The organism is Methanococcus maripaludis (assembly GCF_002945325.1).
Classification (GTDB): domain Archaea; phylum AGJL01; class Methanococci; order Methanococcales; family Methanococcaceae; genus Methanococcus; species Methanococcus maripaludis.
The window spans coordinates 782,161-804,922 of sequence record NZ_CP026606.1; the positions used below are offsets into that span (position 1 = coordinate 782,161).

Genomic DNA, 22,762 nt, shown 5'->3' on the forward strand with positions numbered 1-22,762 from the left:
ATTTTATGGATAAATACGATAAAATAATTGATTTAACTAAAAGAAGAGGATTCTTGTGGAATTCTTTTGAGATATACGGCGGAATTGCAGGATTTTTTGACTACGGACCACTCGGTGCAATCTTAAAAAATAACGTTATAAACACGTGGAGAAAACACTATATCGTAAACGAAGGATTTTACGAAATCGACAGCCCGACAGTAACTCCTTACGAAGTTTTAAAAGCTTCTGGACACGTTGAAAACTTCACAGACCCACTCGTTGAATGTAAAGAATGTCTTGAGTCTTTCAGAGCTGACCACATCATCGAAGAAAATGTTGATGTTGATACTGAAGGAAAAACATTGCAAGAACTTCAAGAAATGATTGAAAAAAATAACATTCGATGTCCAAAATGTGGCGGAGAATTTAAAGAAGTAAGCACATTTAATTTAATGTTTGCAACTTCAATCGGCCCGGGTGGAAAAAGAGCTGCATTCATGAGACCGGAAACTGCTCAAGGTATCTTTATACAGTTTAAAAGAATAAGCCAGTTCTTTAGAAACAAACTTCCATTTGGTGCAGTTCAGATTGGAAAAGCATACCGAAACGAAATTTCTCCTAGACAGGGTGTAATAAGATTAAGAGAGTTTACACAAGCTGAAGGTGAATTTTTCATTGATTCAAGGAAAAAAGAGAACTTTGAGAAATTTGAAAGCGTAAAAGATATGGTTTTACCACTACTTTCCGGTAAAAATCAAGAAAACGAATCATTAAGCGCTGAAGAAAAAATTGTCAGAATGAGCCTTTCTGATGCGGTTAAAAACGGAATAATCGCACACGAAGCAATTGCATACTACATTGCAGTTACAAAAAAATTCTTGATGGAAATTGGAATCGATGAAACAAAATTAAGATTTAGACAGCACCTTCCAAACGAAATGGCGCACTATGCTGCTGATTGTTGGGATGCAGAATTATACACTGACAGATACGGCTGGATTGAGTGTGTAGGTGTTGCTGATAGGACAAATTACGATTTATTAGCGCATATGAAAAATAGCGGCGATGATTTATCAGTATTTGTAGAACTCGAAGAAGATAAAGAAGTTGAAGTTTACGAAATCGAATTAAACTACAAATTAGTCGGAAGAACATTTAAAGGCGATGCAAAAGTTTTAGAAGAGTCTTTAAAAGAATTAGACGACAAAAAAATGGAAAAATTGGTAGAAGCTCTTGAAAAAGAAGGAAAATATGTTTTAAAAACATGTAAAAGAGACTTCGAAATATTAAAAGAATATTTAACTGCTAAAAAAGTTAAAAAGATCGTTAAAGGAGAAAAAATAATCCCTCACGTGATAGAACCTTCATACGGTATCGACAGAATTACATACTGTGTTATGGAACATGCTTTCAAAGAAGAGGAAGATAGAACCGTAATGGGCTTTTCAAATGCAGTTTCTCCAATAAAGGTAGGTGTTTTCCCACTTGTTAACAAAGAAGGAATGCCTGAAATTGCAATGGATTTGAAAAATAAATTAAGAGAAAACGGTTTAATTGCAGAATACGACGACAGCGGTGCAATTGGTAGAAGATACATGAGAATGGACGAGGTAGGAACTCCTTTCTGCATAACTATCGACGGAGAAACCTTAAAAGACAGATCAGTTACAATTAGAGAAAGAGATTCAAGAGAACAGTTTAGAATCCCAATAAACGAAGTTGTGCCATACATTAAAGATAAACTCTAAATTAAAATTCCAATTTTCCTTTTTTGATAATTTCTAAGAAATTTTTAACTTCTAAATTATAATTTTTTGAAACAATTTCTGGAATATCTAAAAATCCGGTTACATTTTTAATTATGTGAAAATCAGAAGTTGCAACAAATTCGTATTGTTTAAGCTCGAAATCGACTTTTTTTGATAAAATAACTTCCCCAGAAATTGAATATTTTTCCATTAAATTCCTTGTTATTTTTGAAATTTCACCGCTTTTACTTGTTTGTTCATCAAAATATACATCAAAATTATTCAAATTTAAACTCAACATAGTTTTTAAAATAATTTCAATCGTTTCTTCAGATTTTTCAGTTAATTTGTATCCTTTTTGGTATTTTAAATCACGAATTACATTATCTTCGCAAATTATCGCTACACCTTCGATTAATGATTCTAAAGTTATTAAAACATTAAATCCATCGACTGCGATGGATTTTGTTTTAAACTCTTTTGTTAAATCTGTTCTTTTTTTAGTTAAAACTTCCAAATGATTGTCAGAAAACATACACCGCCCAAAAAAGTTTCTTTCAAAACTATTTAACCCATAGTGATTTGTAACAAAATTTAAAGCGGATTTTTTTCGGTAATTTCGATTTAAAAGATATTTTAAGTCCTGATAAGTTTCAAAAAATGGGTTCATAAAATCGCCTTTATTGATTAAATAAAATTATAGAATTTATGAAATAAATTTTTTTATGAAACTAAATGATACAAAAAATTAAAAATAAAAGATACTAGTCTCGTTTAATGGTTGAATTAATATATACTCCGCTCATTATGAATAAAGTGCTTATTGCAGTTATTTTTGTAAATGGCTCCCGTAAAAAAATTGCAGAAAGCATAATTACAATTATTGGAACGAACTGGTAAAACAACATCGTTTTACTTGCCCCATGATATTTTAAAGATATCTGCTGTAATAGCTGTGCTAAAACCGATGCAAATACTGCCATATATATTATTGAAAGCCAAGTTTCCAGAGATGCATTTAATATCGCATTTATTGGGTTTTTTAGAATCATATATGGTATCAAAAGTACGACTGTTAAAATATACCCGTATGTTAATATTACCGATGGAGAATATTTTTGAGCGACTTTTTTACTGAGTACTGCGTATAATGCCATGCATAAAACTGCAGAAAACATTATAACATCCCCGATGTTAAATGAAAGGTTTTTAAGAACTTCTAAATTTCCGTTTGTAATTGTAATTAATACTCCAAAAAATGCAATAAATACCGCAAATATCCGTTTAATTCCAAAATATTCGCCTAAAACTATTGCCGCAATTATTGAAGTAACCATTGGAGTTGTTGCCATCAATAGCGCAGAATTTATTGCAGTGATATATTCAAGCGACATGAAAAATAATGCATGGTACCCAAACATTCCAAATAATCCTGCTAAAATCACGATATATGCATCGTTTTTCTTTAATTTCAAATTTTTATGTTCTTTCTTTAAAACTAAAGGTAATATTATTGCAGACGCTATTAAAAATCTTAAAAATGTTAATTCGTCCCATGAAAGTTCCAAAATTCCGATTTTTCCAGTTATAAATGCTCCGGCCCCGAAAAAAACTGCCGGAATCATCAGCAGAAATAATTCATATTTTTTCAAAAGTTTTTTCATTCATGACACCACTACAATAATACATCAGAGAACAACTTTGTATAGTATGTTACACAATTTGTATGATATTATGTAGTATAAATATATTATGCTATACAATACGTATGATATACTATACAAAAATAAAGGTAATATTCATGGAAAATCCCAGCCACGTAATTTCTAAAAACTTAAAAAAAATAAGAAATGAAAACGGATTGAGCCTTGACGCAGTTTCAAAGCTTACTGGAGTAAGTAAGGGAATGCTCGGACAGATTGAGCGTGAAGAAGTAAATCCAACAATAACCACTATTTTAAAAATTGCGAATGGGCTAAAAATATCTTTTACATCGCTTTTAAGCGAAAAAGAAGCTGATGTAAAAACAGTAGAACTTAAAAAAGTTCGCCAATTTACGACGATAGTCAAAAATGGAGATCTTATCCATTATTTACTTTTGAAGACAGCAGACCGTTTGAGATATATCATGTTGAAGCCGATTCTGGAATGGTAATGAGTTCAGAAGGCCACATTAAAAATTCAGAAGAAACAATAACGGTTTATGAAGGCGAATTAACGATATCAATAGAGGAAAATACTTACACCATTCCAAAAGGAAATTCAATTCGTTTTAAGGCAGATGTACCGCACAAATACGAAAATAACGGTTCAGAAATGACTAAAATGCACATGATAATATATTACCCAAAATAAATAAAATAAAAATAATTTAATTTTTTGATATTTTTTGTTTTAAAGAATTAAAAGAACTATAAATCGACATTGCTATTTTAGCTAGTTTTATTTTTAAATTAAATCCGCTTCCACCAAGTTCAGTTGAAACATCTTTTAAAAGTGCCGGAATATCAAGATTCTGTGGACATGATTTAACACATTTACCGCAATTTGTACAAAGGCCCGCGTGAGACTCTTCACCACCCATTACTCCACCTAATCTTGCAAGATACAAAAATCCAGTCTTTTTATCGTTAAAAATACTTTTTTCGTTGTACATTGAAAAGCAGGCCGGAATATCTACTCCAAATGGACATGGCATACAGTATCCACAGCCCGTACAGTTTATTTTCATTAATTTTCGATAAACATTTTTTACCTTATCATAAATTTCTAATTCTTCATTTGAAAGTGAATCTGGAGTGGTTTCGCTTGCAACTTTTAAATTTTCTTTTACGTGAGATTCTTCATTCATTCCAGAAAGAACGCATGTAACTTCGGGATGATTTAAAACCCATCGCAGTGCCCAGTCAGCAGGCGTTCTTTTAATTTCGTAGCTATTAAAAATTTCTTCTGCTTCTTTTGGAACTTTTTTTGAAAGGTTTCCGCCCCTTAATGGCTCCATGATAAATACGCCGATTCCTTTTGATGCGGCATAGTTTAAACCTTTGGTTCCTGCCTGATTTTGTTCATCCAAATAATTATACTGAATCAAACATGCATCCCAATCATATGCATCAATTATTTCCTTGAACGTTTCGGTATTGTCGTGGTAAGAAAAACACGCGTATTTTATTTTTCCACTTTTTTTAGCTTCTTCTAAGAATTTTAAAACTCCAAGATCTTTCATTTTTGCCCAACTGTCCTTTGAAAGACTGTGAATAAAATAGTAATCGATAAAATCCGTATTTAATTTTTTAAGCTGGGTATCAAGATACATTTCCATATCTTCATATTTTTTAACCTGCCACTGGGGAAGTTTTGTCGAGAGCTTTATTTTATTTCGGTAATTCTCTGAAAGAATTTCACCTAAAAAAGATTCACTTGCACCACCGTGGTAGGGAAATGCCGTATCAATAAAGTTTACACCATTATCTATCGCGTAGTAAATCTGTTTTTTTGCTTTTTCTTTATCAATAGATCCGTTTTTGGTTGGAAGCCTCATTGCACCAAATCCGAGTGCTGAGATTTTGTCGCCAGTTTTTTTAATTTCGCGGTACTGCATAATTATCCCTATTTCCAAGATTTTTTTGTGATAAATAATTGATATATTTTTAAGATTGACTACTCAGTCAAATAGTACTTTGTTTTTGTGATATATATATAGCATTAGGCAATAACTTCTTTTTAAAAAATTAAAAATAAATGTTAGACCAATATATTTAATTTAAATCGATTTTTTTCACACTTTGGGTCATTAAAATCGTTATTTTATCTTTTAAAAGTTCAATTTTACATTTTTCTCCGACCGCATAATTTAATTTTTTGAATTTATCATTTTGGGCCTTTGACATAAGTTTTAAGCCATTTTGGATTACTTCAAGGTATACAAGACTCGTAGAACCTTCATTAACCACATCTTTTATTATACATTCAAAAACGTTTTCTGTTTTTTCGCTGTTTATATCAATTAATTTTATATTTTCAGGCCTGATTCCAAAGGAAACCTCATTCATCGATTTATTAAATTTTTTTATCGACATTTTCATGTCCCGATAGTCCAATACTGAAAAATCAGGATTATTTTTATTGTAATCTATTTCTGCATTTGAAAAAATATTTATGTATCCAACGAGTTGTGCAACATTCGTGTTTATCGGGTTATAAAATATCTCTTCTGGAGTTCCGATCTGCTGAATCCGTCCATTATGAAATGTTACAACTTTTTCAGCCATTACAAAAGCTTCTTCAAAGCTGTGTGTCACGAAAACTACAGGGATTTTTAATTCTTTTTGAATACTCCTCAAACTTTCCCTTAAACGCATTCTTGAAATCATATCCAGTGCAGAAAACGGTTCATCGAGTAGCAGTATTTTTGGGCTTGGTGCAAGTGCTCTTGCAAGAGCTACACGCTGTTTTTGGCCACCAGAAATCTGATCAGGATATCTATTTTCGAGTCCTTCAATCTGAGTTAATACTAAAAGGTCAGATACCCTTTTTTCCTTTTCTTCTTCGCTTAAATGTTTAATTCCGTATTCAATATTTTCTTTGACTGTTAAATGGGGAAATAAAGCATAATTTTGGAAAACATAACCTAAATTTCGTTCCTGTGGGGGCATATTTATGTTTTTATCGGAATCGTAATAGATTTCATTGTTTACAATAATCTTTCCGTTATCAGGATCTAAAAGGCCGGCAATACAGCCCAGCGTGCTTGTTTTTCCAGAACCTGACCTTCCAAATAAAACTATTATCGAACCGCTATCTATACTGAATTTGGATTTTAAATTAAACGAAGGATTTTTATTCTTTTTTAATTTTTTCGATTCGTAGTAGTTTTTTTCAATATCTATTTCTAAAATCATAAATACCACTTAAAACTTCCATTTTTCAACAAATCTTCCAGTAAGAAATATCGTCAAAAATGACATTATAACTAACAATACTACCAATACATTTGCTAAATCGTAGTTTCCGGTTTGAAATGCCTGGTAAATTGATAATGACATTGTATTTGTTTTTCCAGGAAGATTTCCTGCAACCATTAATGTCGCACCAAACTCACCAACTGCTCGTGCAAAACTAAGAATTGCGCCCGCAACTATTCCTTTTTTAGATAGTGGAAGGGTTATTTTGTAGATTGTCTGTAATTCTGTTTTTCCCAAAGTGTATGATACATATTCAAGTTCCCTATCAACTGCAGAGATTGCAGCTGTCGTTGTTTTAACCATTAACGGAAATGATACGATAAATGCAGCTATTACAGCAGCCTGCCAGGTAAATAAAATTCCTGAGCCTGTAAATTTGTATATTAAACTTCCGATAAATCCATTTTTTCCAAGCTGTAGTGCAAGTAAATACCCCAAAACGGTTGGTGGAAGAACCATTGGAAGAGTTACTAAATTCTCCAGAATATCTCGCCCGTAAAATCGTTTTCTAGCGAGAATGTATGAAAGAATAACTCCAAAAATAACTACAAAAAATGTAGATATAAAAGAAATTTTTAATGTAAGTACTAAAGGAAATACTATTGAATCCATGAAGTATCACTAATTTTCTGCTGTAAAGCCATAATCTGTCAAGATTTGTTTTCCGGTTTCACTTGTTAAATAGTCTAAGAAAACTTGGGCTTCTTCTTTATTCTCAGAAGAATCTATGATACATACTGGATAAATAATTTCTGTAACAGTTGGTACTGTTGCTATAATCTCGATTGAATTTTCTTTTGCAATTTTTGCATCTGTCATATATACAAATCCTGCATCAACGTCCCCAGTTTCGAGGTAAGTTAAAACCTGTCTTACATTTTCTCCGTAAACCATTTTTTCTTCGAGTTCATCCCATAAACCAGAATTTGTGAGTGATTCTTTAGCATATTTTCCAACAGGTGCAGTTTCAGGATTTCCAATTGAAACTTTTGTTACTGCGTCACTTGTTAAATCTTCAACTGAACTAATGTTCGATGGATTTCCAGCTGGAACGATTAATACTAAACTGTTTGACGCAAAATTCGTTCTAGAACCAGCGCTTGTTAAATTTTCATCTTCAAGTATGTCTACGTGTTTTTTAGAAGCTGAAGCAAATACATCTACAGGAGCTCCCCCTTCAATCTGCTGTCGAAGCGATCCAGATGCTGCAAAATTTAATTCAACATTAATATTTGGATTATCTTCTTCAAATGCTGCTGCAATAGCTGTCATTGCATCAGTTAAACTAGATGCTGCCGAAACGGTTATCGTGGTCGTTTTTTCTGCTGATGACGAATCAGAAACGCATCCTGCAAAGAGTAACATTGCAGATAATAAAATTGCAGTTATAAGTCCTGTGATTATTTCTGATGACTTTTTGGCCATATTTTCTCCCCTTTATATATTATAACCGGAAGTACTATTCCGGGTTATGGGAAATTATAGATTTACGGTATATATAATTTCGCATGGAGCTATTAAAATATTTAAATTTGTAAATAAAATTTGTAAACAGATTTTACGTTATTTAATGGTCCTTAAGGAGATAAAATTGAATAAAATACATACAAAAATGAGGAATAATCAAAATCAAATGGAAAATTATATTAAATGTAACATAAACAATATATTACAATACATACTTAATTTAATCATTACTATCTGGCGTTTAATTAATTTAGCCCCCCCATAATGGATTAATTAAATATTATGCCCCTGAAATATTCTTAAAAAATATTAACCCAAAAACCATTTAATTTCTTTTTTTATTGAAGTATTGGTTTATTAATGTTAAAATTTTAAATATTTTAGCTAATTTTTTAAAATTGTATCTTTTATTAACCGCATTGTCCGGTTTTGTCAATATTAATCGTTTAAAAATAAAAAAAAGTAGTATATTTATATAGAAAACTTATTTTTGATTTAGCGCTTGTTCAACTGTTGACATGATCTGGGAAATTTCAGGGAACTTGCTAGGAGTTTCTTCATTTCCATTGTCAACAAAGATAAATCCGTCTTCTTTTAATTGTTTTATGTTTCTCTGAACGGCAGGATTGCTGTACATCATCGGGTTTATGTGCATTGCCGCAACGATGGGAGCTTTTGTAGACATGATTGTTGTTGCCAGCAAGTTATCTGCTATACCATTTGCAGCTTTTCCCAAGGTGTTGGCTGAAACCGGCGCTAAAATCAGCAAATCTGCCTTTTGTGATAATGATTTATGATTTGGATCATACATTTTAGGAAGTTCAAAAGCTTCGATTTGAACCGGTCTTTTAGCTTCCCTTTGAACCATCAATGGTGACACAAAGTTGACAGAATTCGGTGTCATGATAACATCGACTTCTGCACCCCTTTCGCGCAATTGTCCAATCAAATCCAGAGTTTTTATTGCAGGACTGCATGCACAGATACCTACCACAATATTTTTGTCTTTAAACATGGGTGATCTACCTATATGTCTTTTTAAATCTCAATTATTCTATATCAGACATATTAGTATATTCCAATATTAAAGTTTAGATAATTCATTTTTAATTTCTTCAACACTTGGTACTTTTCCTTCAAAGATTACTTCATCATCAACTACAACGCCAGGAGTTGACATTACATATTCTGCAATTTTTGCAGCGTCTGTAATTTTTACTACTTCTGCATCTATTTTGAGTTCTTCTACTGCTTTTTTCACGTTGTCATAAACTTCAACGCATTTTTTACATCCCATTCCTAATATTGTTATTTTCATGATTTTACCTCTAAATGTGTGTGTTAGTTAAAAATAATTAAATTAAAGGAGGATATTGAATAAATATCCAGTAATTACAATTGCAATGCTCGTAATTCCAAAGAATACCGCGATTAATTTTGGTTTTATTACTTTTCTAAGTAAAACTGCTTCTGGGAATGATAACGCAGTTGTCGCCATCATAAATGCAAGTGCAGTTCCAATTCCAACCCCTTTTCCAATTAAAGCTTCTGCGATAGGAATTGTTCCAAGAGCATTTGAATAAAGGGGCACTGCAATAATTGTTGCAAAAATTACTGCCAAGGGATTTTCAGGACCTGCATATTTTGCAAGCACTTCTTCTGGCGCATATCCATGTATTATTGCACCAATTCCAATACCTATCAGGATATAGAGCCAGACTCTCTTTACAATATCACGGGTGCTGTCGTATGCAAATTTTAACCGCTCTTTTTGTGTTAATTCTTTTATTTTTCGAGCCCTGCTTCTTATGCTGTATACATACTCTTCAACCTGATTTTCCATTCCAAGTTTGCCAATTATAAGTCCACCAACTACCCCGATAATAACGCCCGAAACCACATAAATCATTGCTATCTGCCAGCCAAATGATGCTAAAAGTACAGCAAACGCAGCTTCGTTTACTATCGGAGAAGTAATCAAGAATGAAAGAGTAACTCCTAATGGAACTCCTGCTTCAATAAATCCAATAAATATTGGAACTGAAGAGCATGAACAAAATGGCGTAACAGTCCCTAGTAGGGATGCCATAATATTTCCAGAAACTCCAGAGTACCTTTCAAGTATTTTTTTTGTTTTTTCAGGTGGGAAATAACTTCTAATGTATGAAATCGAAAATATCATAATAGACAGCAGTATAACAATTTTTAAGCTGTCGTATATGAAAAAATGAACGGATGAGCCAATTGCAGTATCCATACTCATATTCAGGACATTTTCTACAATATATCTCGCACCATAATCTAACCAGCCAAACATTTTTTCACCAAAAAATCACATAAAACGTGATTTACCCATATTATTATTTTTAAATTGGAAAACATGGGCTTTTGAATTTTAAAATACCTTTTTACAGGATTTAGGTATATTATAAAATATATTTATACTTTTCGATATACCGATATATATCGATATATATTGATGTATTTTTAAAATATTTAAATATATAGATATATACTCATTGCAATAAATAGATAATTATAAAAATACGAGATAAGTATTATTAATTGGAGTTAATTAACTTAATTAAATTAAGTAATTTATAAAAATTACTATTTGGCTAATTTGGTAAATAAACTCCGCAACAAATATGCATACTAAATTCAAACTACCACACCATTTTATGTTATACAAAATATAGGCTAAATTGTTTAATATAAAAATTCAGTTAATTTTTTTTCTATTATTTTTAAAAAAACATATCAAACTCTTTTCTAACGATATGTAAAAATAGACAATATATACCCAACATAATAAATTAAATAGAAAACTATATTAGGGTTGTATACAATATCTATTAATTGGATGTGATTAATTTATCTAAAAAAGTAACTACTTATCATTAACATTTCATGTTAAATGACACTCCCTAAATAGTTTTACTTAAAAAACAGTTCGACACCCTGTTTTAAAGTAACCACCACTCCTTAATTTTAAACCAGATTGGCCTTTGTGTTTAAAATTAAAAATTTGACCCAATACTTTTTTTATTTTTTAATCTTTTTAATCAAATGTATTTTTGATATTTTAATCAAATATATATATATATATATATATATATATATATATATAATAGTATTAAATCAGCCAGATTTTAACATTTTTTCTGACTTTTACTTCATTTTCACTAACATCAACAAGACCGTCAGCATTCGCAATTGAAGTAATCATGTTTGAACCCCGAAATGCAGGGTAAGCAATCCCGTCCTTTAATTTAACTGGAAAATAGTGTTTTATTCCAAGTTCTGAATTAAATTCTTCTGAAAGGTCGGCAGTTACCAGTTCTCGCTTAAACGTTTTATGAGCCGCGTTTAAAAACATTGGCAAAAGATATGCATAACCGCATACAAGACACGATGCAACATTTCCAGGAAGACATATTACAGGTTTTTCACTAACTTTTCCAGCAAATATTGGCATTCCAGGAATTGATTTTACTTTATGAAATAAAATATCTCCAATAGAGGATATAATTTTAAACATGTAGTCTTTTTTACCTTTAGACGTTCCACCCGAAGTTACAACAATATCATACTGTAAAACAGTGTTTTTTATTGCATAGGTTATTTTTTCAATATTGTCCTCAACAACCCCTAAAAAAACAGGCTCACAACCTGCCTTTCTAACAATCGCAGTTAGTGTTTTTGAATTTACTTCGTTAATTTCTGAAAGTTCATTTCCAATGGAGAGTATCGCAACTTTTGGGATATCGTAAACATTTATTTCAGCCATTCCGATTGATGCCAAAATTCCAATCGCTTTTTCATCAATCAAGGTATTTTTATCGAGAACTTTTGTATTTTTTGGAATATCTGTTCCTTTTTTAAAAATATTTGAATTTTTTGTCATTTTGACTATTCTTATCGTGTTTTCGGAATTTATCGTATTTTCGAAAGGAATTATTTTATCAGTGTTTTTTGGAATATTTGAACCTGTAGCAACCCATATACATTTTCCAGGGTTTATCAGCATGTCTACAGGGTCTCCAGCGTGAATTTCATCCGAAATTACTAAAAAATCATTATTAAATGCATCATTAGTTATTGCGTAGCCGTCAACTGTTGATTTATCACAAAGGGGGACATCCACATTAGAATAAACGTCATCAAAAAGCACTCTCCCGTATGATTCATAAATTTCAACAGAAACTTCACGATTACATTTAAATCCATTTAAAATATTTTGAACTTCATCAGCAGTTTTCATAAAAATACACCAGCATTACTCAAAAATTATTCGGCAGATTTTTCTGCACAATTTGGGCAGATATTTTCATCATCAATACCTTTTTTAATAAAAGATTCACCACAAAGCCCGCATACTGCAGAAAATTTTGGCTTTTTTTCAGAAACGTGAATTTCAACAGACTTCCATGAATAAATACTATCCCCTGCATCGATTAAATCAGAAATTACTTCTTCATGGGGCACTTTTTTTATATTCATAAACCAGTTGTAAAGTGCAGGGTATTTTTCAGCTTTTTTATGATCAAACACTATCCTAACCCCTGTACCAATATCATTTTCAGGAATTATCTTGTTTACAGTTACTGCCATGATGTCGTGGTCTTTTATGCTCAAACGTTTGTTTCCAGTCGTACAATTTCCAAGAACCTGAAATGCATCAGGCATGCAGTTTTTAGTTTCGCATGTTGCATAAACTCGCTCTCCGTCATTTATATCAAGAAATTTTTTTGCAATATTGTACATCTGTATCCCGATAAATGCACCTCCGCTTAAATGCCCGTGAAATCTGATAACGTCTTCTATCTGTTTTGAATATTCTTTGTCCGTTACTTTTGATAATACATCATTCATTTTTTTCACCGATTAATTTATTCATTATTATCTTTAACTTTCATGGAATATTTCGAAGAATTCCTGCTAAAAATTCCAAAAGAAGAACCGTGTTTTAAATCTGTGACTGTTTTATCAATATTTATTACTCTTGTTGATGCAGTGTGCGTAATTCCCGAATTTTTCAGGAAATCAGGGTTTATTTGAGCAGTTGGCCCTGTTAAAATTTTTAATTTTGCATTTTTTGAGCGCTCCAGCACAAAATCTATCGTGTCGTTTACAAGAGTTGTTCCCGTTATCACTACCGCGTCCATTTCTGGAAGTAAACGATATTCAAACGTATCATCAATTAATTCTGCACCGCAAGACGAAGAATTTCTCTCAAATACATATATTTCATAATTTTTGCCCTCAATTTCACGTAATTCATTTACAACTGGTGCAATATTCCCAACAAACCCTATTTTTTTAATATCTTTGTCTGATACAATCAAATCCAAAACATCTTCGTTCTTTGACTCAGTAAAATCTATATAATACTGGGAAACTGCATTTATCGCGGCCATTGCAAGTGTTCTTTCAGTCAGATTGTAGCCTTTAGCACATTCTATAATGGATTCAAGAGAAGTTTCATCAAAATCTCGTCGGTAATGGCATTTTGAATCGAGAACCATCGAAACTCCCATTTTAACCCCCTTTTCACCCTCAACAATTACATAAGCATAAGGTATTGCTATTGAATATTCTTTTAATGTTAATTTATCTCCATTTTTTAAAATTTCAAGTGTTTTATCAGCTAAATTGTCCACTATCATCATAACACCTCAATAATTCATTATAATCACTAAATCATAGTTTTTAAATAGTCTTTATCCGGAAGAACAACTTTTTGCCCGAATATATCTGCAAATTTAGTATTTATCCCGTAAAGCTCCTGAAAATTTTCAGGGCATACTGAGTTTTTATCCGCAATTTCAGAGAGAATTTTTCCATTTTTCATTAAAAATAGGTTATCGCAGAATAGAAACGCCAAATTTGGATCGTGAAGCGACAATAAAACGGTTTTATCCATTTCTTTTGATATTTTTTCGATTACTGAAAGTACAAGGTACTGATTTTTGTAATCTAAAAAAGATGTCGGCTCATCAAAAATCATCAATTTTGCATCCTGAATAAGCGCAGTTGCAACCATTACAAGCCTTTTTTGACCGCCACTAAGAGATATGAATTCTTTATCTTTCAAATGGCTAATTTTTAGTAATTTTAGTATTTCAGTCACTTTTTGTTCGTCTTTTTTGGAAGGACCCCTCAAAAAATTAACGTGTGGATTTCTGCCCATCAAAACAACTTCAAATACGGTGTATGGAAAATTTATCGAAAATTCCTGCGGTGAATATGAAATTAACCGTGATCTATCTTTATAATTCATTTGGGTAGTTTTTTCCCCGTCAATTATGATACTTCCAGATTTAACAGGAACAATTCCAGAAATACACTTTAAAATCGTTGATTTTCCAGCACCATTTGGCCCAAGTATACATCCAATTCCACTGTCAAGTTTAAAACTACAATCATTCAATATTTTGTTTTTCCCGTAATTAAAATTTATATTTTCAATATTCAACATTATTTCACCCCTCTTTTTGATAAAATAATAATCAAAATTGGTGCACCAATAAACGAAGTTATAATACTTATTGGAATTTCAGAAGGCGTTAAAGTTCTTGCAAGCGTGTCGCAGAGTAAGAGAAGTGTAGCACCTACAAAAGCAGATGCAGGAACGAGTTTCCTGTTGTCTACCCCGACTAAAAGCCTTGCAATATGTGGACTTACAACTCCAACCCACTGAATCATCCCTGCAAGTGAAGTCGATGCAGATGCAGCTAGTGTTGCAAGAAATATCGTTATATTTTTCAGTTTTTTTGAATCCACCCCTAAACTTTTTGCATTTTCATCCCCTGTTGCAAGGATGTTAAAAACCCATTTTAACATTACAAGCCCGATAATCCCGATTAACATAGGTATAACCGATATTCCCAAATCCACCCATCGAAGGCCTACAAAACTTCCAAGAAGCCAGAAAACTATCGTTGGCAATTTTTCATAAGGGTCTGCAACGTATTTTATAAGGCCGATCATTGCAGAAAAAAATGCAGAAATCGCCATTCCGGAAAGAATAAGCCCAACAATCCCACTTTTTAAAAGACTGCTGAGTTTATATGCAATATATACTGCAATAACACCAAATATAAACGCGGAAAACTGTACAAGATACGGATTGTACGCAAAAAATAAAATTGCAATAGATGCACCAAATGCGGACCCGCTTGTAACCCCCAAAATATTTGGGCCTGCAAGGTAATTTTTAAAAATATTTTGAAAAGAAACTCCCGCAAGCGCTAAAGATGCCCCTGCAAGCGATACTGCAATCGCCCTTGGAAGCCGGATATCAAAAAAAATATTGTTTGCAAGTGAATTTGTAAAAATTAAAGAAGGATCAAACATGTATCTTCCAACAAACAGGGAAAATAAAAACACGCCTGCAAACAAAAAAGGAAAAACATAATTTTTATTCAATATTATCACCAACGAGCGTAACTTCGTCAATACTTACATTAAAAAACCGTTCATATTCTGATGATGTAAGTTTTAAGATATCAAAGTCAGTATACATATCAGGGTGAAGTGTTTTTGCAGTCCAGTATAGCCCGAGAACATATTTTGGACCAAGTGTATCCCAAGATTCACCATCAAACGGCATTGCGTACACATTTCCGTTTTTAACTGCATTAATTTCTTTCCAGCCGTCGTCATTTAATATATCTTCTTTTACTTTAGTGCTTGGATACTCCATCGTGTGAGCACTCGTAATTATAATGTCAGGATTCCAGCTTGCTGCTTGTTCCACGTTAATTTGTGCTTTTCCGGTTGGTAAATCACTGGAAACAGTTTTTCCCCCGGCCATTGTAATTAAATTATTTTGATAGAATTCTCCGCCAGGAGTCCAGTATGAATTCTTTTTCTGGTCGTAAACTAAAAATAAAACCCTTGGTTTTTCATTTTCGCTGATTGATGCCGTTCTTTTTAAAACATCGTTTGTAGATTGATTGTAATAATCGATTAATTCCTGTGCATAAGCTTCTTTTTGAAATACTTCGCCCATCATTTCAATAGTTTTATAATAATTAGAAGATGTTTCTATGTCGATAAAAACAACAGGAACTCCCAAACTCTTTAATTGCGGGTACTGTCCCTGTTGTGAGCCCCAGGATGGCGCAAAAATAACATCCGGATTTAAACTTTTAATTTCTTCAACGTTGTCGCTTTTAATATCTTTTGACCGGGTTTTGAATTCTGGGTCAACTGCATCAATAAATTCATCAGCCCCCATAACGCCCCTTCCTGCAACAATTTTATCCCCTTCACCAAAAAGGTAAATTATCGGCGGTATCAGGCCATAATTAGAAACTACTCTCTCAACCGGTGAATTAATTGTAGAAGTCTCACCCGTAAAATCAGTAACTGAAACCATGTTAACCGCTGTTGTTGTATCCCCAACTTTAGATTCTGTGGATATGCATCCGGCCAAAAAAACCAGAAGTATTGAAAATAACACCAAATATGTCCTCATAAGTACACCTTTTATTCTTTGACATATTAATTACATAAAATTACTATTTAAATATTTTTATAACTAATTTTAATTAACATTTAAAATTTTGAAGTGACTTAGATATTAAATAATTAAAAAAATAAAAATTTACGAAATTTTAAGTCGTTTAAAACAGCTTTTTGAAATTTAAATCAGTACTCAATATTTAAAAAGTTCACTTAATTTATCGTGTGACATATTTTCATTTTTTTCGATACTACCGATTCCTTTTCGGGTTAATATAAGAAATATCGGGTTATTATCTGAAATTCCCATTTTAAATTCTTCATTACTATTTCCCTGAATATAAATCATTTTTTCAAAGGATAAAGTTTCAATGCTGTCCATTAGGCTTTCTTTTCCCTCACCATTAAATTCCTCAAAAACTTCATTTATATTAACTTTAAACGTTTTTTCTCGAGTTTTCCTGCCGTAAAGATAGTTTAAAAGTTCTTTAGTTATTGAGTCAGACATGTAATCACACCTCCGCTATTTCAGGTATTTTTTCTAAATATAATATATATTACTTAACTTTTATTAAATAATGTAATGTATTAATGTTATATTTCCCGTAAAATAATTAGAAATTAAGCTCAATGATTTTAAAAATTAAAAAATAACTAAAATATTTGAATTTAAGAAAAAAAACGGTTATTAAGATTTAATTGTAATTAACGAAACCAGTTCATTAAACCCTGCCACATCCATTCAAATACATTTTTAGACTCATTATTTGAACTGCTGGCACTATACTGGTTAGATTGTCCTGTTTGTGCGGTAGGATTTGTAGAATATCCCGTACCTGTTTCCATTTCGCTTGATATTATTTCATTATACTCTGATTCGCTAATGTACTGTGGCTCGTAAATTCCACCATTTTGTTCGATAACTCTCGTAAATGACCTTAAATGGTTTTTCGAACCTTTTTCAAGGTTATTATATACTGCAGTGATATCCTGATTGTCAGATATTTCATTTAATTTTTTTAAATCATTTATATCTAAATCTTCAATAGTTGCACCAACAGTTAATGCATCCAGCAGTGAAACTGAACCTTTTTCAACCAATGTGCTGTAAAGTTCTGCCAGATCCTGATTTGTAAATGCTCCTCTCGTGTCATTAGTAACGGGGTCTGTCAAATTATATTTGTCTAAGAGTAACTTTACTGCATTGGTGTGAGTACTTTCACTATTTGCGATATTTAAGAAAATTTGCTGGCCCCATATGTCATATAATTCCAAATAAACATCTCTTGCCAATTTTTCTTCTTCTCTCATCAACAATAACCCGTCAATTTCTTCTTGACTTAATTCTTCAACAGGATAATTACCAATTTCTTGCTGGTGATTTACCTGTGTATCGTCATATAATTGATACACCTGACCGCCCTGATTTTGCCCATAACTTTTATTTTGATTGCCGTATGCAGATATTGAACTTAAAATAACTAATAATAAAAGAAAGCTCGTAATAATTTTTTTATTACTCAAAAATATCACCCCCATTAATAATTATTATTTATTTAAAACCAAAGTATATATTTAATGGATCAGACGTTAATTAAATTTCAAAAGTATATCGAAGTTTATAACCGCTCGATGAAACATTTATAACTCTTTTAAACTGAAATTTAACTTTTTAAAAATTAGAATTACCCAATTTAAAGGATTTATTATCCCGTTTTAATGATATTAACGGGATATTGGGGTTAATTTTTAAAAAACTGAAAAAAATAAATACTTTTGAAAAAAGAAAGTATAATGAAGATCAGGGGGTGGTAAATATGGTTGATCTTTCAAAATACGATACATATGAGCTGATAAAAAAATATCGTGTTTACTTTAAAGAAGGCGAAAAACCTGCAAAAATAACGATTGAAAGGTATTTAAAAACTGGGGAATACTATGCAATTTTAAAGCTTCCAGATGGTAAGAAATTTAGCTCCCATCCTACGAAAACACCAGAAGATGCGTTAAATGATCCCGTAATTTCATTTAACGTAAAATAAATTTTCTTTTTTTCTGATTTTTAAATTTCAGAACTGCTCTTTTAATTTTATTTAAAGTAAGATTTGGTGGAAAAGTCCGATTTTATATCTTTTTAGATTTTCTAAATTTTTTAAAATGTTCTCCATGGGTATATTTTCTTAAAATTGACGTTAAAAATATAAATTAAAAAAATCATAACTCTCGAGTATTCAATATATTTTTAGGCATATAATGAAATGTTCGGGGTGAACAATGATAAAAAAAGTTTTATTTCTATTTTTGCTGCTTTTAGCAGTTTCAAGCGTTAGCGCTGTGGATTATACAATCAATGAAACAGATTTTGAAAATCAGACTGACGTTGATATGGCAGGATATACTTATCACGCGTTTATAGTTATTAATGAATCTGGCGAATATCAAGTAACTGCAAATTTTGCAAATAATTTTTCAAGTATCGACAATGTTGTATTCTTGATTAAAGACACTGAAAACGTTACACTCGACTGTAACAACATGTCTTTCACAACCAATACTATATTCGGGCCAAATTATCTAGTTTATGCTTACAATTCAAGCAATATTACAGTTAAAAATCTTAATTCCAACTGGACTAGGGATGTAATTCTTTTTGAAAATGTTAATGATTCTAAAATAGAAAACTCAGAAATTATCTCTGAAAGATATCCAATTGTTTTAGAAGATTCATACGGCATTACAATCTCAGAAAATACGCTTACCTCAGATACATACCCTGTTTATGCTAAATCTGATCTTATAAACAGTACGATTTCAGGAAATACAATTAACAATACTTGTGAATCCACTAGTTACGGCATATATTGTGATTATGCAGTTATAAACTCAATAATGTCAGAAAATACGATTATATCATGCGCAGACAGTAGTGCTTATGGGATTTACTGTGGTGACTATTTTGAAAACTGCACGATTTCAGGAAACAATATCTCAGTAAATGGAGGAAGTTTCCACGCTTTTGGTATATGTTGTGACGAGTATATCTTAGATTCAACAATTGAAAATAACGTAATAACAGTCACTTCAGAAACATACAATGCTTACGGCATTTTCGCAAATGAGCATATTCAAAACAGTACAATTTCAGGAAATAACATTACAAGTACTACAATAACTTCTTCGGCTGCAGCTATTGGCATTTATTCTGAATTAGATATGTTAACTAGCACATTTTCAGGAAATAACATTACAGCTAATTCTAATCATTATTCGGCAGGTATTTCTTCAAATAGGTATGTTCAAGATACTACAATTTCAGGAAATACAATTAATACAAATGCCACCCACAATTCCATTGATATTTGTGTCAATAGGGACCTAACAAATACGAATATCTCGGAAAATGAGATAACTGCGATTTCCGAAGCGTACAATGCCTATGGGATTTATACCTTTGGGGGTAAGATTTTAACTAGCACGATTTTGGAAAATAATATCACAGCTAATTCTTCTACTTATGATGCTTACGGTATTTTCGCAGATGGATATCTTCAAGATACTACAATTTCAGGAAATACAATTAATACAAATGCAGTTGACGACTCTACAGGCATCTATGTTTACGATTACAGTATCGTAAATACGGATATATTAGAAAATGCAATAACTGCGATTTCAGGAAATAAGGCTTATGGGGTATACACCGAGAATTACCATATTCAAGATACTACAATTTCAGGAAATAACATTACAATTACGGGAGATACTAACGCTCGCGGTATATATTCTAGCTATTATTTTACAGGCTCCATAATCTCAAATAACACAATAGATGTAACGGGCAATAATTCGTACATTTTAGGTTTTAATTCAGATTTTAATAACAATGAAATATATGGTAATATTCTATCCAGTTTGGGTAGCCAAGCATTTGGTATTTATCTTTCTGGCGATTCTGGAAATTATGAATTCTACGATAACAATATTACTGTAGCTGGTGAAGGTTCTGAAGCAATTAAACTTTCTTACTGGTTATCTGGACCTAACTCAAATATTTATAGAAATAACATCACATCAGAGCAATCTTACGCAATAGATATTATACACTGTCAAGGCGTTAGATTCTACCAAAACAACATTGATGGATTAATAAACAACGGAACAAACAACTATTTTGTTTCAAGTGAAAATATAACTTATTATTACAATGGAAATCCATACTCGGGCGTTCTTGGAAACTACTGGGCTGGATATTTAGAAGCTGATACGAATGGTGACGGTATAATCGATACGCCATACACAGAAAACTATACAAACGATACAAAACCACTTGCTGGAATTTGGGGTGTAGATCTTACATCAAATGCTCCAAAAGTGGATTACAATGATGGAATGATCCATATTACTGAAGAAAACTTTACAAGCGTAAGTCCTTATACTGGAGGCGGTAGTGCATACGTCGTAATTACTACCCCGGGTTACTACATACTGGACTGCGATTATGTAAACGATTCATCAATTTATAAGTTTATAGTGATTGAATCTGATAATGTAACTTTTGATGGAAACAATCACTGGTTAAATAAGACTGGAGACTACGTAGTCTATTCAAATACTGAAAACATGCTTGAAAATGTAACTGTTAAAAATTTAATGACTTCAAGCAGTATTTACATAACAGCTTCAAATTCAAATGTATCTTCAAACACTGCACAGTATGTTGGAGTTTACGGGGAGTATAACACGATTTCTTCAAACACTGCGTATGATGTTGAAGTTAGCGGAGAATATAATACGATTTCCACCAATACTGTGGAAAATAGATTTTATTTAGCATATGACGATGGATTAAATAATTCAATAATATTCAATAACACGGTAAACTCTATTGAACTAATCGGAGACAATAATAAAATCTCATCAAACACTGTAGATTATATTGATATGGAGGGCGATTGGGAGTATCTTTCGAATAATAACACAATCTCATCAAACATAATAACTGATTATATTTACGTTTACGGAGATTACAACACACTCGCCAATAACACCGTGGAAGACGAGATATACACCTGCGGATTGTATACCATAATTTCATCCAACACTGTAACAAACTCAAGCGATTATGCAATCGATTTTGATGGGGAGGGTGAAGGAGCTTACGCAACAGTCTTCAACAACACTGTTCTTGCAAGTGAATATGGTATTCGTTTAGATGATTGTGATGAAGACTATTCAAATATCTCTTACAATACGGTCTATTCATCAGAATATCCTCTAATAATTGGCGATGAAGTCACAGGATGTAATATTTACTTAAACAACTTTATCTACACAGATACAGTAAATATTTCGGGCATAACTCCTGGAGAAACTGGAAAAAACAGTTTCTTAAGTCCTTTTAAAATTGAATATAAATACAACGGAAATAGTTACAGTAATTTCCTTGGAAACTACTGGTCTGATTACAGTGGAACAGACGCAGATGCAAATGGAATCGGGGATACTTATTATCTATATGGATGTGACGATGAGAGCGACTATTTAGAAAACGATACAGCACCATTAATTGGAATGTGGGGAATTGATCTTATTCCTTACACGCCAGTAACAACCCATACAACAAGATCTTCCGGTGGCGGTGGAAGAAGTTACGATTCAGATATTTCAGATGAAATAGACTCAAAAGTTATTAAAAACTTCGTTTCAAGTGCAACAGTGCTCTTTGGAAACGAAATCGATCAGCAATTTGCTGAAGAATTAAGAGAAAGAATACAAAATGCAGAAGGATTCAAAATTTCTGGAAATGCAGTAATTGTTGGCGGACCAAAAGCAAATCCATTTGCGAGAGAATACAACGATCAGTTTGAAATGCCAATTTCAAACGACTACCCTGGAGAAAACAAAGGGGTTATTCAAGTTATGACTATTCAGGACAATTCTGGAAAAATCGTTAAAAGCTACACTATTGTATATATTGCAGGTTCAGATAGATTAGGAACACAAGCTGCTTTAGAATACTTTAAAACTTTGGATGAACTTCCAGACGGACCAATCATGGTCGAATGGACCGCAAATGGGCCAGTAGTTGTTGAATAACTTAATTAAAAAAATATTTTCTTTTTTTCTGAT

Annotated in this window: 20 protein-coding genes and 1 pseudogene; 4 read left to right on the plus strand and 17 right to left on the minus strand. The window is 32.0% G+C overall.

Annotated features, from left to right (window positions below; genetic code table 11):
- The first annotated feature begins 5 nt into the window (after nucleotides 1–5).
- The gene (glyS, locus tag MMJJ_RS04205) at nucleotides 6–1,730 is read left to right on the plus strand and encodes a glycine--tRNA ligase (RefSeq protein WP_104837818.1); all 1,725 of its coding nucleotides are present in this window, start codon (nucleotides 6–8) and stop codon (nucleotides 1,728–1,730) included.
- A 1-nt stretch (nucleotide 1,731) separates the two neighbouring features.
- Here the strand turns inward: glyS and MMJJ_RS04210 are convergent, their stop codons facing one another.
- Complete coding sequence (locus MMJJ_RS04210) at nucleotides 1,732–2,400, minus strand: DUF434 domain-containing protein (RefSeq protein ID WP_104837819.1); 669 nt, start codon at nucleotides 2,398–2,400, stop codon at nucleotides 1,732–1,734.
- A 94-nt stretch (nucleotides 2,401–2,494) separates the two neighbouring features.
- On the minus strand, nucleotides 2,495–3,394 hold the full coding sequence (locus tag MMJJ_RS04215; protein WP_104837820.1) for a DMT family transporter: 900 nt from the start codon (nucleotides 3,392–3,394) through the stop codon (nucleotides 2,495–2,497).
- 137 nt (nucleotides 3,395–3,531) lie between these two features.
- Here MMJJ_RS04215 and MMJJ_RS09540 point away from each other — a divergent pair.
- A pseudogene (locus MMJJ_RS09540) lies at nucleotides 3,532–4,085 on the plus strand (helix-turn-helix domain-containing protein).
- Nucleotides 4,086–4,101: 16 nt separating this feature from the next.
- On the opposite strand, the gene MMJJ_RS04225 reads toward MMJJ_RS09540, so the two are convergent.
- The 15 genes from MMJJ_RS04225 to MMJJ_RS04295 all read right to left on the minus strand — a co-directional run bounded on the left by MMJJ_RS04225 (nucleotide 4,102) and on the right by MMJJ_RS04295 (nucleotide 18,157).
- Nucleotides 4,102–5,331, minus strand: coding sequence for an aldo/keto reductase (locus tag MMJJ_RS04225; RefSeq protein WP_104837821.1), 1,230 nt, complete (start codon nucleotides 5,329–5,331; stop codon nucleotides 4,102–4,104).
- A 157-nt stretch (nucleotides 5,332–5,488) separates the two neighbouring features.
- A complete protein-coding gene (locus MMJJ_RS04230; protein ID WP_104837822.1) occupies nucleotides 5,489–6,631 on the minus strand; it encodes an ABC transporter ATP-binding protein in 1,143 nt (380 codons plus the stop codon).
- Between the two features lie 9 nt (nucleotides 6,632–6,640).
- Entirely contained in the window at nucleotides 6,641–7,306 is a 666-nt protein-coding gene (modB, locus tag MMJJ_RS04235) for a molybdate ABC transporter permease subunit (protein WP_104837823.1), read from the minus strand.
- 9 nt (nucleotides 7,307–7,315) lie between these two features.
- Complete coding sequence (gene modA, locus MMJJ_RS04240) at nucleotides 7,316–8,119, minus strand: molybdate ABC transporter substrate-binding protein (protein WP_104837824.1); 804 nt, start codon at nucleotides 8,117–8,119, stop codon at nucleotides 7,316–7,318.
- 526 nt (nucleotides 8,120–8,645) lie between these two features.
- The gene (locus MMJJ_RS04245; RefSeq protein WP_104837825.1) at nucleotides 8,646–9,176 is read right to left on the minus strand and encodes a flavoprotein; all 531 of its coding nucleotides are present in this window, start codon (nucleotides 9,174–9,176) and stop codon (nucleotides 8,646–8,648) included.
- A gap of 69 nt (nucleotides 9,177–9,245) precedes the next feature.
- Complete coding sequence (locus tag MMJJ_RS04250; protein WP_104837826.1) at nucleotides 9,246–9,479, minus strand: thioredoxin family protein; 234 nt, start codon at nucleotides 9,477–9,479, stop codon at nucleotides 9,246–9,248.
- Nucleotides 9,480–9,521: 42 nt separating this feature from the next.
- Nucleotides 9,522–10,478 (minus strand): permease, encoded by a 957-nt coding sequence (locus MMJJ_RS04255; RefSeq protein ID WP_104837827.1) that lies wholly within the window; start codon nucleotides 10,476–10,478, stop codon nucleotides 9,522–9,524.
- Nucleotides 10,479–11,297: 819 nt separating this feature from the next.
- Entirely contained in the window at nucleotides 11,298–12,425 is a 1,128-nt protein-coding gene (locus tag MMJJ_RS04260) for a molybdopterin molybdotransferase MoeA (RefSeq protein ID WP_104837828.1), read from the minus strand.
- A gap of 26 nt (nucleotides 12,426–12,451) precedes the next feature.
- On the minus strand, nucleotides 12,452–13,036 hold the full coding sequence (locus MMJJ_RS04265) for an FmdE family protein (RefSeq protein ID WP_104837829.1): 585 nt from the start codon (nucleotides 13,034–13,036) through the stop codon (nucleotides 12,452–12,454).
- A gap of 17 nt (nucleotides 13,037–13,053) precedes the next feature.
- Nucleotides 13,054–13,830 (minus strand): Rossmann-like domain-containing protein, encoded by a 777-nt coding sequence (locus tag MMJJ_RS04270; RefSeq protein WP_104837830.1) that lies wholly within the window; start codon nucleotides 13,828–13,830, stop codon nucleotides 13,054–13,056.
- Between the two features lie 29 nt (nucleotides 13,831–13,859).
- Nucleotides 13,860–14,642 (minus strand): ABC transporter ATP-binding protein, encoded by a 783-nt coding sequence (locus tag MMJJ_RS04275; RefSeq protein ID WP_104837831.1) that lies wholly within the window; start codon nucleotides 14,640–14,642, stop codon nucleotides 13,860–13,862.
- A complete protein-coding gene (locus MMJJ_RS04280) occupies nucleotides 14,642–15,601 on the minus strand; it encodes a FecCD family ABC transporter permease (protein WP_011170141.1) in 960 nt (319 codons plus the stop codon). Before MMJJ_RS04280 ends, MMJJ_RS04275 begins: the two co-directional genes overlap by 1 nt.
- Nucleotides 15,585–16,646 (minus strand): ABC transporter substrate-binding protein, encoded by a 1,062-nt coding sequence (locus MMJJ_RS04285; RefSeq protein WP_104837832.1) that lies wholly within the window; start codon nucleotides 16,644–16,646, stop codon nucleotides 15,585–15,587. The genes MMJJ_RS04280 and MMJJ_RS04285 overlap by 17 nt, the downstream gene beginning before the upstream one ends.
- 180 nt (nucleotides 16,647–16,826) lie before the next feature.
- Nucleotides 16,827–17,141 carry a hypothetical protein gene (locus MMJJ_RS04290; RefSeq protein ID WP_104837833.1) on the minus strand — a complete coding sequence of 105 codons (315 nt, stop codon included), beginning with the start codon at nucleotides 17,139–17,141 and terminating at the stop codon, nucleotides 16,827–16,829.
- Between the two features lie 197 nt (nucleotides 17,142–17,338).
- Complete coding sequence (locus MMJJ_RS04295) at nucleotides 17,339–18,157, minus strand: DUF2202 domain-containing protein (RefSeq protein ID WP_104837834.1); 819 nt, start codon at nucleotides 18,155–18,157, stop codon at nucleotides 17,339–17,341.
- 293 nt (nucleotides 18,158–18,450) lie between these two features.
- On the opposite strand from MMJJ_RS04295, the gene MMJJ_RS04300 reads away from it, so the two are divergent.
- On the plus strand, nucleotides 18,451–18,675 hold the full coding sequence (locus MMJJ_RS04300) for a hypothetical protein (protein ID WP_104838586.1): 225 nt from the start codon (nucleotides 18,451–18,453) through the stop codon (nucleotides 18,673–18,675).
- Between the two features lie 232 nt (nucleotides 18,676–18,907).
- Complete coding sequence (locus MMJJ_RS04305) at nucleotides 18,908–22,729, plus strand: NosD domain-containing protein (protein ID WP_104837835.1); 3,822 nt, start codon at nucleotides 18,908–18,910, stop codon at nucleotides 22,727–22,729.
- Nucleotides 22,730–22,762 lie beyond the last annotated feature (33 nt).